Origin of the sequence: Modicisalibacter coralii (genome assembly GCF_004117855.1) — a bacterium.
GTDB classification, from domain to species: domain Bacteria; phylum Pseudomonadota; class Gammaproteobacteria; order Pseudomonadales; family Halomonadaceae; genus Modicisalibacter; species Modicisalibacter coralii.
This window is the reverse complement of sequence record NZ_QWBW01000048.1, coordinates 1-13,501: the sequence shown is the minus strand read 5'-3', so window position 1 is coordinate 13,501 and position 13,501 is coordinate 1. Positions and strand designations below refer to the sequence as shown.

Annotated in this window: 12 protein-coding genes and 1 riboswitch; of the genes, 2 read left to right on the top strand and 10 right to left on the bottom strand. The window is 67.1% G+C overall.

The genetic code is table 11. The features are described from left to right. The first annotated feature begins 121 nt into the window (after positions 1 to 121). The gene (locus D0901_RS19765; RefSeq protein ID WP_203234915.1) at positions 122 to 958 is read left to right on the top strand and encodes a cobalamin-binding protein; all 837 of its coding nucleotides are present in this window, start codon (positions 122 to 124) and stop codon (positions 956 to 958) included. On the opposite strand, the gene cobO is transcribed toward D0901_RS19765, so the two are convergent. Both cobO and D0901_RS19755 read right to left on the bottom strand, forming a co-directional pair. After that, on the bottom strand, positions 952 to 1,551 hold the full coding sequence (gene cobO / locus D0901_RS19760) for a cob(I)yrinic acid a,c-diamide adenosyltransferase (RefSeq protein WP_129142019.1): 600 nt from the start codon (positions 1,549 to 1,551) through the stop codon (positions 952 to 954). The two genes, D0901_RS19765 and cobO, sit on opposite strands and share 7 nt — an antisense overlap. Continuing rightward, the gene (locus D0901_RS19755; protein WP_129142018.1) at positions 1,548 to 1,874 is read right to left on the bottom strand and encodes a hypothetical protein; all 327 of its coding nucleotides are present in this window, start codon (positions 1,872 to 1,874) and stop codon (positions 1,548 to 1,550) included. Before D0901_RS19755 ends, cobO begins: the two co-directional genes overlap by 4 nt. 17 nt (positions 1,875 to 1,891) lie before the next feature. On the opposite strand from D0901_RS19755, the gene D0901_RS19750 reads away from it, so the two are divergent. Further along, positions 1,892 to 3,430, top strand: coding sequence for a sensor domain-containing diguanylate cyclase (locus D0901_RS19750; RefSeq protein WP_129142017.1), 1,539 nt, complete (start codon positions 1,892 to 1,894; stop codon positions 3,428 to 3,430). On the opposite strand, the gene D0901_RS19745 is transcribed toward D0901_RS19750, so the two are convergent. The 8 genes from D0901_RS19745 to polX all read right to left on the bottom strand — a co-directional run bounded on the left by D0901_RS19745 (position 3,421) and on the right by polX (position 13,381). Continuing rightward, on the bottom strand, positions 3,421 to 3,714 hold the full coding sequence (locus D0901_RS19745) for a winged helix-turn-helix domain-containing protein (protein WP_129142016.1): 294 nt from the start codon (positions 3,712 to 3,714) through the stop codon (positions 3,421 to 3,423). The genes D0901_RS19750 and D0901_RS19745 overlap by 10 nt on opposite strands. A gap of 175 nt (positions 3,715 to 3,889) precedes the next feature. Then, entirely contained in the window at positions 3,890 to 4,963 is a 1,074-nt protein-coding gene (locus tag D0901_RS19740; RefSeq protein WP_129142015.1) for a PA0069 family radical SAM protein, read from the bottom strand. 84 nt (positions 4,964 to 5,047) lie between these two features. Continuing rightward, positions 5,048 to 6,658 carry an OpgD/OpgG family glucan biosynthesis protein gene (locus tag D0901_RS19735; RefSeq protein ID WP_129142014.1) on the bottom strand — a complete coding sequence of 537 codons (1,611 nt, stop codon included), beginning with the start codon at positions 6,656 to 6,658 and terminating at the stop codon, positions 5,048 to 5,050. A gap of 173 nt (positions 6,659 to 6,831) precedes the next feature. Beyond that, a complete protein-coding gene (locus D0901_RS19730; RefSeq protein WP_129142013.1) occupies positions 6,832 to 8,694 on the bottom strand; it encodes a TonB-dependent receptor domain-containing protein in 1,863 nt (620 codons plus the stop codon). Between the two features lie 157 nt (positions 8,695 to 8,851). Beyond that, positions 8,852 to 9,048: riboswitch (cobalamin riboswitch) on the bottom strand. Positions 9,049 to 9,275: 227 nt separating this feature from the next. Next, the gene (locus D0901_RS19725) at positions 9,276 to 9,920 is read right to left on the bottom strand and encodes an OmpA/MotB family protein (protein WP_129142012.1); all 645 of its coding nucleotides are present in this window, start codon (positions 9,918 to 9,920) and stop codon (positions 9,276 to 9,278) included. Then, a complete protein-coding gene (locus tag D0901_RS19720; protein WP_129142011.1) occupies positions 9,913 to 10,734 on the bottom strand; it encodes a motility protein A in 822 nt (273 codons plus the stop codon). The genes D0901_RS19725 and D0901_RS19720 overlap by 8 nt, the downstream gene beginning before the upstream one ends. A gap of 51 nt (positions 10,735 to 10,785) precedes the next feature. Then, positions 10,786 to 11,577, bottom strand: a complete 792-nt coding sequence (locus tag D0901_RS19715) for a glycerophosphodiester phosphodiesterase family protein (RefSeq protein WP_129142010.1) — start codon at positions 11,575 to 11,577, stop codon at positions 10,786 to 10,788. Positions 11,578 to 11,665: 88 nt separating this feature from the next. Next, positions 11,666 to 13,381, bottom strand: a complete 1,716-nt coding sequence (gene polX / locus D0901_RS19710) for a DNA polymerase/3'-5' exonuclease PolX (protein ID WP_129142009.1) — start codon at positions 13,379 to 13,381, stop codon at positions 11,666 to 11,668. Positions 13,382 to 13,501 lie beyond the last annotated feature (120 nt).

Here is a 13,501-nt window from a genome sequence, read left to right as displayed (position 1 = left end):
GGTTAGCGCCGCGGGACGGTATCCTGATGGGAGCCCGGGAAACGCCGACGGTTCCCGGCGGCTCCGGCGTTGCACGTTTCTTTCACGAATCGGGCCCGGGCCTTGCCTGCTGCTGGCCCTGGTGCTGAGTGCCTGCCTGCCCGAGGCTCGGGCCAGTGTCTCCGCGGTGGACGCCACTGGCAAGCGGGTGACGCTCGAATCGCCGGCGACGCGGGTCGTCGCCCTGGCCCCGCACGCCGTGGAGATGCTCTATGCGGTGGGTGCCGGCGACGCCCTGGTCGGTGCCATCGCGGGCAGCGACTATCCCCCGGCCGCCAGGGCGCTGCCCCGGGTCGGCAGCTATCGAGGCCTGTCGGCGGAGGCGATCCTCGCCCGGCGCCCCGATCTCGTGGTGACCTGGCTCAGCGGCACGCCCTCGGCGCTGGTGGCTCGGTTGCGCGAACTGGGGGTGGCCGTCTACGCCAGCGAGCCGCGGCGTCTCGCGGACGTCGCCGAGGAGCTGCGCGAGCTGGGCCGCTTGACCGGACACGCCGCCGGCGGCGAGACGCGGGCCAGGGCATTCCTGGCACGCCTGGCAAGCCAGCGCCAGAGTCTGGCCGAGCCGCCTCGCGTGTTCTACCAGCTCGGCCATGAGCCGTTGACCACCCTGGCCGGCGGTCAGATCGTCACCCAGGTGATCCGCGCCTGTGGCGGCGAGCCGTTGTTCGCCGACCAGCCGGTACTGGTGGCCCAGGTCAGCCGGGAGGCGTTGATCGCCGCGCACCCCGAGGCGATTCTGGCCGCCGCGCCCGATGATGGCTGGCAGGCGGCTTGGCAGCGCTGGTCACTGCTTCCGGCGGTGCGCGAGAACCACCTCTACACGCTGAGCCCGGATCTGATCAGCCGTCCCGGGCCGCGGCTTCTCGACGGCATGGCCGAGGTCTGCGCGGCGCTGGCGGACACCGCCGCGACTCAGTAGTCGATACCCCGCCGGGCCTGGATGCCGGCGTTGAAGGCGTGCTTGACGTCGTGCATCTCGGTCACGGTATCGGCCATCTCGATCAATTCGCGATGGGCGTTGCGCCCGGTGACGATCACCGTCTGCTCGGCAGGGCGCTGCGTGAGGGCGCGGGTCACGGTATCGATATCCAGATAGCCGAACTTGAGCATGTAGGTGATCTCGTCGAGTACCACGAGATAGGTCCCCGGGTCCGCCAGCATGCGCTCGGCGTGCTGCCAGGCCTGCTCACAGGCCCGGGTGTCGCTGTCGCGATTCTGGGTTTCCCAGGTGAAGCCGGTGGCCATGACCGCGATGTCGAGGTTGGGGTCGTCGTGCAGTCGCTCGCGCTCGCCGCATTCCCACAGTCCCTTGATGAACTGGACCACCCCCACCTTGTAGCCATAGCCGAGTGCCCGCGTCACCGTGCCCCAGGCCGCGGTGGTCTTGCCCTTGCCGTTGCCGGTGAAGACCAGCAGCAGGCCGCGTTGCTCCTGCGCGGCGGCGACGCGTTCGTCGACGCGTTGCTTGAGTTTCTGCATGGAACGCTGGTGTCGTGTGTCGCGATCGGTCATGAAAAAGCCTCTGAAAAAAACGCCTGATTGAAACGATTGAATTTAAGGACGGTGATAAGAGAACCGGGCAGGTCTTTGATCGCAATGGCTTTCATGCCGGTGAAGAAATGCGGTGAAAATGCCCGTCGATACTGAATCAGGATTATGCCGTCATGTCGCCGGTTTTTCCCTCGATTTCGGTTGACGTAAGGCCCCCGAATGACAAGTATTGGCCCAGATACCCGAAGAATGTCTGAATCCGTCAGGGACGAGGGGACAGGCAACATCGAGCGGTGACGTGAGTCGACGCCAGCGCCGGCGGTTTCACCGCGATGCGGGTACACACGACAAGGAGACTCCCGTGCTGCCCGACACGCTCAGCCAATCCCTCGAACGTTGCTCGACGCTTCCCTCGCTGCCGACGGTGGTGATGCGGGTCATCGAATTGGCGCGCGCTCCCGATGTCAACACCCAGGAGATCGTGACCACGCTGGGCAGCGACCCGGCGCTTTCGGCGCGCCTGCTGTCGCTGGCCAATACCGTCATCTATGCGGGCTATCGGCCGGCCGAGGACCTGTCTCAGGCGGTCCACCGGGTGGGGCTCGAAGGCACCCTGTCCATGGCGTTGGGCTGCAGTCTCGTCTTCACCGCCACGGAGCACGATGCGCAGACGCTCGATCTCGAGCGTTACTGGCAGCGTTCCCTGATCGGCGCGTTGATCGCTCGCTCGCTGGCCGAGTCGCTGAGTCTGCCCGATAGCGGGGCGCTCTTCACGGCTGCCCTGCTGCAGGACATCGGCATCCTGGCGCTCCATGCCAGTGTCCCGGCACGCTATCGGGCATTGCACGCCGAGGCCGGCGACCATCGCCGCCTGGTCGAGGCCGAACGGCAAGCCTTCGGCGTCGACCACGCCATGGTCGGCGCCTGGCTGGCCGAGCGTTGGGGGTTGTCCCAGCGCATGCGCGACTGGATCGCGGGCAGTCACGACCCGCTGATCGAGGATGCCGGACCGGCCGCTCGGGCGGCCAACTGCATCATCGCCGCGGGCGGGATCGCCGATGGCTGGCTGCAGGGTGAATCGGCCCTCAGTCTCGAAATGGCGGCGGTGGAGGCCTGCTTTTCCCTGGATACCGAGAGCCTGATCGAGCGCCTGATGGGGTTGCAGGAACAGTTGCCCGGCGTGGCGAACCTCTACGACGTCGCCGTGCCGGAGCGGCTCGACCCCCAGCAGCTGATGCTCGAGGCCAAGATGCTGCTGGCGGAGCGCAACGCGCAGTTGCAGCAGGATCTGCTTCGACAGCGCCAGGAGCTGGAAGCCCTGCGCCGCGAACATGCCGAGCTGGCGCAGCAGGCACGCCGTGACGCCTTGACCGGCCTCGCCAATCGCCTGCAGCTCGAAGAGGCGTTGGCCGGCGCCTTCGACGACGCGCAGCGGGCCGAACGGCCCCTGTCGCTGGTGTTCATCGATCTGGACCGTTTCAAGGCGGTCAACGACCAGTACGGCCATGCGGTCGGCGACGAGGTCCTGCGCCGCTTCGGGGCCTTGCTGGCGGAACTGACCCAGGGCAACGAGGCGCAGGCCGGTCGCTACGGCGGTGAGGAGTTCGTGGTGCTGCTCGGCGGATGCGACACTCATGGCGCTCAGGCCTTCGCCGAGCGGCTGCGTGCCCGGCTGGCGGTGACCCCCCTGGCCAACCTGGAGAGCGGGCCACTGTTCGTGACGGCCTCCTACGGGATCGCCACCCAGCAATGGCACGCATTCAGCGATGCGAGCGAGCTGCTGCGCGCCGCCGACGCCGGCATGTATCAGTCCAAGCAGAGTGGTTGCGATCGTGTCACGGTGCATCCCGGCCGGGCCCCGCTGGCCGTCGGCGACGGAGTCGATCCCCTTCAGCGATAGCCCAGCTGGGTGGCGATCGACTCGGCATGGCGTTCGACCCAGGCCCTGTCGATCGGCCCCCAGTCGCGAATCACGTAGCGGCCGATGTGGTGGCGTTCCCCGCGGCTCTGTTCGAAGACGCAGTGGATATCCAGCTCCGCGAGGGCCTGTATCGTATCCTGGGCGGTGCGCCGCGGCATGCCGGTGGCGGTGACGATCGCCGGCACGCTGGCGGTGCCGGTGTCGATCAGATGCGCGACATACAGGCGGCGAAGAAAACTGCTGCGGGTCTTGCTGAGGGTCATGGGGTTTCTCTCGACATCCATAGAGGGTGTTTACAAAATGCCTGCGCTCGACAATACGGCGTTAAAATCGGCCTCAAATGCTCATTTACTCCGTGTAAACTCCGCTTTTTCGGCCGATTTTGCCTTGTCTTGCCTTCGCTCGCCGACTTTGTAAACACCCTCATAGGCCCCCATCCTACCCGAACAGGTCGCCCTGGCGATGCGGTGGCCGGAAATCCCCGCACTCGAGCCCCATCCCGGCACGCCGCCCCAGGCCGAGCCGGCGGCTGGCCCGCTGGAAGCGCTGTTCGAGCATGTCGACGAACACGCCTTCGCCGCGCTGGCGGTGGCCGAAGCGCGGGTCGTTGGCGCGCCCGCCCCGGCTCTGGCGAATCAGGCTCATCACCTTGGCGGCGCGCTGTGGGTAATGCGTGGCGAGCCAATCCTCGAAGAGCGGCGCTACCTCGTGAGGCAGGCGCAGCAGCATCCAGGCGGCGGTGCGTGCGCCAGCGTCGCTGGCGGCGTCGAGCAGGCGTTCCATCTCGTGATCGTTGAGTGCCGGGATGATCGGCGAGAGCAGGGCGCCGACCGGCACGCCGGCGGCGCTCAGCTCGCGCATCACCTTGAGGCGCGCCGCGGGCGAGGCGGTTCGCGGTTCCAGCGTGCGCTTGAGATCGTCGTCGAGACTGGTGAGGCTGACGAACACCCGCACCAGGCGGCGTTCGGCCATCGCCGCGAGCAGTTCCCGGTCGCGCAGAATCAGTGCGCTCTTGGTGACCAGCGTCATCGGATGGCGGCACTCCAGCAGCAGTTCGAGCACCCGGCGGGTGGTGTGACGCTGGGCTTCCAGTGGCTGATAGCAATCGGTGTTGCCCGACAGGTTGATCGGTCGGCAGACGTAGCCGGGCTTGCACAGGTCCTCGCGCAGACGTTCGACGAGGCCGGTGCGGGCGATCAGCCGGGTCTCGAAATCGATCCCCGGTGACAGGTCCCAGTAGGCGTGGCTGGGGCGCGCGAAGCAATAGATGCAGCCATGCTCGCACCCCCGGTAGGGGTTCAGGGAGCGATCGAAGCCGAGATCGGGGGAGTGGTTCCACGACAGCGCGCTCTTGGCCGGTTCGTCGCGGACCTCGGTGGCCATGTGTTCGGGGGACGCTTCCTGCCACCAGCCATCGTCGACGGCCTCGCTGACGCTGGGGGCGAAGCGGTTGTGCGGATCGAAGGTCGCGCCGCGGCCCTTGCGGGCCTGGCTGGGATGTTTCATGGTCATGGCGGGACTCGCCCTATACTGTATTCATGTACAGTATAGGGCGGTGCCGCGTGACGGCAAGGGCCGTGGATTCAGGCCATGAACTCAGGAAAGGTGCCCGGGGTTGTGCAGTTCGCGATCCTCGGCGGGCGGCGGCGTCCACTGGTAGACCCAGGTCTCGGTCAACGGTTCGTCGCCGGCCTTGAGATAGACCCGCAGGTTGATCGGCTCGGTGCCGTCGTCGGGGGGCACGACGTCGAACATCGCCCGATAGCCATTGATCGAATGCAGCGGCCGGGCGGAGGTGATCTCGATGCGTCCGGCGGAGTTCTCGATGACCGGTACCACCTCGACGTCCTGGTCGGCGTCGAAGGGGAAGGGACCGCCCTGGAAGTCGATCGCGAATCGCCAGCTGAAGTACTCGCGCTTCTGGCCGACCTCGCCGCCCAGCCCGGTGCGGGTTGCCACGCAGCGCGCCAGCTCCGGCTGCGAGGGCGGATAGTCGCACCAGTAGATGCGATAGCCGAACAGCAGTTCGTCGCCGGGCTGGACGGGTTGGTCGGGATTCCAGAAGGCGACGATGTTGTCGAAGGTCTCGTCGAGCGTGGGAATCTCGATGAGATCGATGGCGCCCTTGCCCCAGTCGGACTTGGGTTCGATCCATACCGACGGTCGGCGATCGTAGAACACGCCGTCGTCCTGGTAATGATCGAAGTTGCGATCGCGCTGGAGCAGGCCGAAGCCCTTCGGGTTCTGGTCGGCGTAGGCGTTGAAGCGCAGTTGACGGGGATTGAGCAGCGGCCGCCACAGCCATTCACCGCTGCCGGTGTGCATCGCCAGGCCGTCGCTGTCGTGGATCTCGGGACGCCAGTCCCAGTAGGCGGCCTGGTCGTTCTCGCCGACCATGTACATGCTGGTCATCGGCGCGATGCCGAGTCGCTCGATCGGCTTGCGCGGGTAGAGGGCCGTGTCGACATCCATGGTCACGCCGTCGTCGATGTTGATCGCGAAGCGGTAGGCGCCGGTGGTGCTCGCCGATTCGAGCAGGGCATAGACGGTGACCACGTTGCTCTGCGGGTCGGGACGCTCCAGCCAGAAACGGGTGAAGTCGGGGAATTCCTCGTCACGCGGCAGGCCGGTGTCGATCGCCAGGCCGCGTGCCGACATGCCGTACTGCATCGAGTCGCTGACGGCCCGGAAGTAGCTGGCGCCGAGGAAGGCCACCATGTCGCGCTTCCAGTCGTTGTCGTGAAACAGGCGGAACCCGGCGAAGCCGAGGTCCTTGGGAAGGGCGTCGCCGTCGATGCCGGACTTGCCGTAGTCGAACATCGCCGGGTCGTAGGCGATCTCGCGGGCCTGGCCGTCGACGATCTCGTAGATCTTCACCGGCTTCTTGAAATACAGGCCCAGATGGAACAGTTCGGCGCGATAGCGGGCCTGGTCGATATCGGCCCAGAGATCCTGGTCCTTGCGGAAGCTGATCGCCTGGTACTCGTCCCAGCTCAGGCCCTGGAGCTCGGCGGGGAGATTCTCCTGGGCGCCGTCGTGCTTCTGTTCGGAGAGGTGACGGGCCAGCCCCTTGAGCCAGGCATAACTGAAGGATTCGCTGGGGCCGATGGTCTTGGCGGGGGCATCGACGGCGGCCAGCACCGATGACAGGGGGAGAAAGGCGCCACCCAGGACACTGGTGGCCTTCAAGAAATCGCGTCGGTTCATCGTGTCTTCCCTGGAACGTGATGGGGCCGGGTGCCTGTGCGTTCGGCACGTGGCCGGTCCGTAGACGGGACGCCGCGATGGCGACTCGCTTCCCCGTCGGGCGTCCGGTAACCGCGTCAATATAACGAGGCGCACACGCCCCCGGCAATCCATGCCGGGGGCGCGGGCGTCGCTTACAGGCGCACGGTGACGCCGCCCTCCAGATAGCGGCCCCGGGTATCGTAACCATCGACCAGTTGGTAGTCGTGGTCGAGCGCGTTCTCGAGCTTGGCGGAGAGTTCGACGCGCGGCGTGACCTGCCAGGCCGCCCTCAGGTCGAGCCGCCCATAGCCGCCGACCTCGCCGCCGCCGTAGGAGGTGCGCTCGCTGTAGGCCCAGAGGGTCGAGCCCATCCGCCAGTCGCGGGTCAGCGCATAGTCCAGGTCGAGGCGGGCATAGCGCTCGGCCCGGTTGATCAGCCGGTCGCCGGGCTCGATGCCGGCGTAGTCATCCGACCAGCGGCGCACCTCCGGATCCTGGACGGTCAGCGAAAGCTGGCCGGTCAGGCGCTGTCCCTGCCAGCCACCGCTCAGTTCGAGACCGCGAATTCGCGTCTCGTCGACGTTGCGGTAGCTGGCGTCGGGGTAGACGCCGGTATAGACGATCAGGTCGTCGATACGGTTCTCGAAGGCCGTGACGCGGGCGTTCCAGGCATCGCGTTCGAAGGCCCAGAAGGCCTCAAGGTTCTTCGAGGTCTCGGCATCCAGGTCGGGGTTGGGATTGAAGGTGCCGTAGAGGTCGCTCAGGTTGGGCGCCTTGTAGCCGGTACCGTAGCTCGCGCCGATGCGCTGCGTGGCGCTCAGGCGATAGCCGTAGCCGAGGTTGCCGGTGGTCTGGCCGCCGAACAGCGAGTCGTCGTCGTGGCGCAGCGATGCGCTCAGCGAGTGCGGGCCGTAGTCACGCTGGATCCGGGCATAGACGCCGACGTTCTCGCGGCTGTCGCGCTGGTACTCGGCGCCGGCGCGATTGTCGAAGTCGATCCAGTCGTGGCGGTAGTCGACGCCGATCAGGTCGACGCCGTTGTCGCGAGTGAAGCGATGCTGCAGGCCGAGTTCGTCGCGATGGGTCTCGGTCAGGCTCTGACGCTCGCCCTCGTAGCGCTCCTCGCGCCGCTCGTCGAAATGCCCGGCGGTGACCTGCATGTGCCAGCTGTCGTCGACGGCGACATCCAGCTGGCCGCTGAAGGCCTGCTGGTAGCCGGTGGTGAGGCAGTCCTGGGATTCCGGGGCGGAGAAGTCGCCGCTGCGATAACAGCTGTCGTACTCGGCGTCGACGTTCTGACGCAGGGCATCGAGCCGCAGCGAGGCGCTGTCGCTCAATTGCTGGCTGAAGCCCAGCTGGCCCCCTTCGCGGTCGAAGCCGTCGCGCTCGCCGCTGGTATCGGCGCGGGTGGCATTGAAGCCGTCGCCCCGGCGGTGAAAGAGCGTGGCATCGAGGCGAGTGTCGTCATCGCCGGTGGCGACCCAGGCCGACTGGCGCGTCGTGTCGTTGCCGCCGGCGCGAACGCTGAGTGCGCCCTGGGTCCCGGCGCCGGTGCTGCGCCGGGTGAAGATCTGGATGACGCCGCCCAGCGCATCCGCGCCATAGGCCGCCGCCCGGGGGCCGCGCACGATCTCGATGCGGTCGATGGCGGAGAGCGGCAGGAATTCGAGGCTGGCACCGCCGCTGGTCGCCGAGTTGATCCGCACGCCATCGACGAGCACCAGGGTGTGGTCGGACTCGCTGCCGCGCAGGAACAGGCTGGACTGGGTGCCGGGTGGCCCGTTCTGGGTGAGTTCGATGCCGGCACGGGCCTGCAGCAGGTCGACCACGGAGTCGGCCTGCAGGCGCACGATCTCGTCGCGGTCGATGACCGTGGTGCTGGCGAGCACGTCGGTTTGGGTCTGGGGCAGGCGGTTGGCGGTGACCTGCAGGGTGTCCAGGCGCTGATCGGCCTGGGCGCCGGTCGCCGCGGTCAGGCCCAGGGCCAGCCACAGCGGATTCTTCTTGAACGGCATGGAATGATCCTCAAGCGCGTATTGTGTGATCGCTACGCGATGAGGAGGACGGGTGACGACGGCCCGCCAAGGGGCCTCGGGGGATCGCCCGGGACGACACGGTAAGCGCCGCCGGGCAGCCACGCACCGGTCGCCACTGGTGAAGCCCTCCGCATCAGCCAGTGAAGAGACGCAGGCCGGTCTCCGGACTGACGCGTGCGGACGAAAGGGCGCTTTCGACTCGACAACCGATGACGCCTTCCCGCCGTGGGGCAGTGGCTGGCCTGAGCCTGTCATCGAGGGACGCGAATACCGTTGCGGGGGCAGTGCGGGAGTCTCACCCGCTTCCCGAGCACCTGTGACTCGACGGTGGGGGATTCTGCGGGGGTGGTGAGGGCAAGTCAACGCCGTGACCGGGAGACAAGGCCGTGGCGGGTTCAAAGTCCCGGTCGTCCCTGACCGGGCGTGCGCTGTGCATCCCTGCTGTCCCGTTGGGCGTATCCATGCTCAACATCTTTAACATGGCACGGGACTCGGAGTTTGCGTTTAACACAGGTTATGAAATCTCAAAAAAATCGATAGCTTGAAAAGACTATCGCGCCTCAACTGCCGCTATCGCGCGGGTTTTTCTCGTGGATCAGCAGTTCCACGCGCCGGTTCGCCGCCCGACTTTCGGCGTCCTCGCCCGGTTGCAGGGGGCGGGTCGCGGCATAGCCGATGGCCCGCAGGCGCTCGCCACGAATGCCGCGCTCCAGCAGATAGCGCAGTACGGCACTGGCACGGGCGCTGGAGAGTTCCCAGTTGGACGGGTAGCGGGCGGTATGAATGGGAATGTCGTCGGTGTGCCCTTCGATGGAGATCTCGCCCCGAACGTCCGACAGGAAGGGAACCAGGCCTTGCAGGATGCGGCGACCGTCATCGGTCAGCTCGGCCTGGCCGCTGGCGAACAGTAGACGATCCTGGATGCGCAGGTTGAGACCCGCGGCGCTGCGCGAGACGTCGACACCCTCCAGTTGGGGCAACAACCCCGAGTGCCGTGGCTGAACACCGCTCGTGGCGGGACGTCCGGGGTCAGCCGTCGCTGCCGAGGGTGGCCGGTCGTCGGTGGCCGGGTCGCTCAGGCTCAGCAGCAGGACGAACAGCGTGATCAGCAGCGTGAGCACGTCGAGATAGCTCATCAGCCAGCTTTCGCCATCCTCGCTCGGCCCGCCCTGGCCGGGCAGCAGGTCCTGATGCGTTTCACTCATGAGCGGCACCGTCAACCGGCACGGTGGTGTCCGACACGGGGCGATGGTCGCGGATCTCGTCCCGATAGCTGGCCATGAAGGAGTTCAGGGTCTCTTCGATGAAGGAGGGCAGGCGTCGCCGGCAAATCAGCGAGATGCCCTCGAGCACCATGTTCATGGCGATCAGTCGCTCCTCGGTACGCCGTTCCAGCTTGACCGCGATCGGCTTGAAGACCAGGTTGGCGAGCAGGATGCCGTAGAAGGTGGTGAGTAGCGCCACTGCCATGCGCGGGCCGACCTGGGCGAGACTGCCGCCGTCCATGACCTCGAGCATGTTGACCAGCCCCACCAGGGTACCGAGCATGCCGAAGGCCGGTGCATAGGCGGCCATGGTGCGGAAGATCTGCGCCTCGGCATGTTCGCGGGCCTTGAGCCGGGCGATGCGCCAGCGCAACAGGTCGATGATCTCCTGCTCCTTGGTGTTGGCGATCACCAGTTGGATGCCGGTACGCAGGAAGGGATTGCGGGTGGTTTCCAGGGCGCGTTCGACGGCGCGCACGTCTCCCTTGAACCACAGGCGTGCCATGTCGACCAGTTCCTGGATGTCGTCGCGTACGTAGGTGTCCTCGCGGCGAAAGACCAGCCCCACCAGCCGGACCACGCGCACCACCTCCCGCAAGGGATAACTGATGAAGGTGGCGGCCAGGGTGCCGGTCAGCACGATCGCCAGGCCCGGCAGGTTGATAAAGCTGTCCGGGGATTCGGCGGTGAACAGCAGCACGCAAGCCAGCAGCAGGCAGCTGGCCACCATGCCGATCAGGGTCGAGGCATTCATCGGGTCTCCTTGCCAATGGAAGGGTCATTACCCTCCTATCGGCAAGGTGGCTCAGGGGTTGAGGGCCGCCGACGGCGTTGCCCGCGTCAATTGACCTCGGTCAAGTCGCGGAGGATCGTCGCTGATCAAGGCGGCGGCGCCCCAGTCGCGAAGTCGGCGGGCGGCCAGTGGATCGTTGACGGTGTAGCAGACCAGCCGGTAGGGGCTGGCGGCGATCGTTCGGGCGAGCGGCTCGCGCAGGCGGCGGTAGTCGACATGCACGCTGAAGGCCGACAGCGACGCCGCCTGAGCGGCCCACTGACGGGGCGCTTTCTCGTAGAGCAGGCCCAGGCGCAGTCGCTCGGGGTCGGGACGCAGGCGGCGCAGCGCCTGCAGGGCGGTGCGATCGAACGACGAGGCCAGCCAGCGCTGGGGATCGAGCCGCCGTTCGACCCGGGGCAGTACGCGCTCGACCAGCGCCCGGGCATCGCGGCCGCGGTTGACCTTGAACTCCAGATTGAGGCCCAGGTCGAGGTCGACGATCAGCTCGAGCATGGCCTCGAGGGTGGCCATCCGTTCCCCGGCAAAGGCTTCGGAGAACCAGCGGCCCACGTCGAGCCGCTGTGCACCGGCCAGATCGAGCGTGCTCAGTCGCCTGCGTTCGCCGCTGCACCGCCGGGTCCCCGCGTCGTGCCAGATCACCGGCGTGCCGTCGCCGAGCAACTGGACGTCGAGCTCGACCCAGCGGCAGCCGGCGGCGTGGGCGGCACGCACCGCCGCCAGGGTGTTCTCGGGGGCCCGGGCCGAGAGGCCGCGGTGGGCGATGAAGGCAGGCAGTGCGTCGCGCGTAGCGGTGGATGACATGGCGTTTCCCTGGCAGGCATGACCGGAAGTGACGATTGTCGATCGGGCGGCCGCGGCCGTCCATGGCCCAGTCTCGTCAGTGTGGGTGTCAGCGGCGTTTCAGGCGTTTCTGGAGTTGCGCGAGCGTGCGCGTGTTGAGCACGTCGTCGGGCTCGAGCCAGCCGCGCCGTGCCTGATCGATGCCGTAGGGCATGTTGCCCAGTTGCCCGGTGGCATGGGCGTCGGTGGAGATGGCGAGGATCACGCCGGCCTCCTTGGCCTGACGCGCGTAACGGTCGCCCAGGTCGAGCCGCGAAGGCTGGGCGTTGAGCTCCAGGCAACAGTCGCGCTGGCGGGCGCCGTCGATCAGGCGTTCGAGATCCAGCGGGTAGGCGTCGCGACGATTGATGATCCGCCCAGTGGGATGGCCGATGATGTGCACCCGCGGGTTGTCCATCGCCCTGAGCAGGCGTTCGGTCTGCTTCTCGCGGGATAGCTCGAACCTGGAGTGTACCGAGGCCACGCACAGATCGAGCGCGTCGAGCACCTCGTCGGGCAGGTCGAGTGAGCCATCCTCGAGAATGTCGACCTCGAGGCTCTTGAGGACACGAATGCCCTTGATCCGCTCGTTGAGCGCATCGATCGCCGCCATCTGCTCGCGCAGGCGCCGGCTGTCGAGGCCGTGTGTCATGCGCAGCCGCTGGGAGTGATCGGTGATGGCGATATAGGCATAGCCGCGACGCTTGCCGGCATCGGCCATCTCCTCGAGGCTGGCGCGGCCGTCGGTGTCTCGGGTGTGCATGTGCAGGTCGCCGCGGATATCGTCCAGCGTGATCAGGCGGGGCAGCCGGTCATGGTAGGCGGCATCGATCTCGCCGGTATTCTCGCGCAGCTCCGGCGGAATGAAGGGCAGGCCGACCTGGGCGAAGACCGCTTCCTCGTCTTCCCCGGCCAGGTGCTCGTCGCCCTGGCTGACGCCGTACTCGTTGATCTTGAGCCCCTTGTCGACGGCGATGCGACGAACCGCGACGTTGTGGGCCTTGGAGCCGGTGAAGTAGTAGAGTGCCGCGCCGTAACTCGCCGCCGGGACCACGCGCAGGTCGATCTGCAGGCCGTTGCCGAGGCGCACGCTGGAGCGTGTCTTGCCCCGCGAAATGACCTCGTCGACCTCCTCGTAGCCGGTGAAGCGCTGCATGATCGCCCGGCTATCGTCGCATACGGCGAGGATGTCCAGATCGCCGACGGTAGCCTTGCGGCGGCGGTAGCTGCCGGCGATGGTGACCCGGCTGACGCCGCCGGTCTCGCGCAGGTACTCGACCAGCGGTTCGGCGACCTGCTGGGCCTCGTGCAGCGGTGTGCGGCGTTCTTCGCTGTCGAGCCGCTCGAGGGCATCGAGGATCTTGTCCTGGGATTTCTCGCCGAAGCCGGAAAGCCGGCGAATCTCATCGTTGCGTGCGGCTCGTCTCAGGTCGTCGAGATCCTGAATGCCGAGTTCGTCGTAGAGCGCCTTGACGCGCTTGGGCCCCAGCTGGTCGATACGCAGCAGGTCGCGCAACGCCGGTGGCACCCTTTTCTCGGCATCGCCGAGCCCGGGCAATCGGCCGTCGCGAACCAGGGTGGCGAGCTTGTCGGCGAGATCCTCGCCGATGCCCTCGATGTCGGTGAGATCCTCGCCGGCCTCGAGCATGTCGGCGATCTGGCGCGGCTGGTTCTCGACCGCCAGGGCCGCCTGGCGGTAGGCGCGGACCCGAAAGCCGTTGGCGCCGTCGATCTCCAGCAGGTCGGCGAGTGTCGTGAGACGACGGGCGATCTCGGCATTGCGCATGGTGGCCACTCCTTGGCTGTCGGTCGAACACGTCGGCGGGTCCGTCGCGGCAGACGAAACCCCGCCGGCTCGTCAACAGCATAGTCGTCGTTGGCGCGGGGGAAAGCGTAGGGGCGAGGG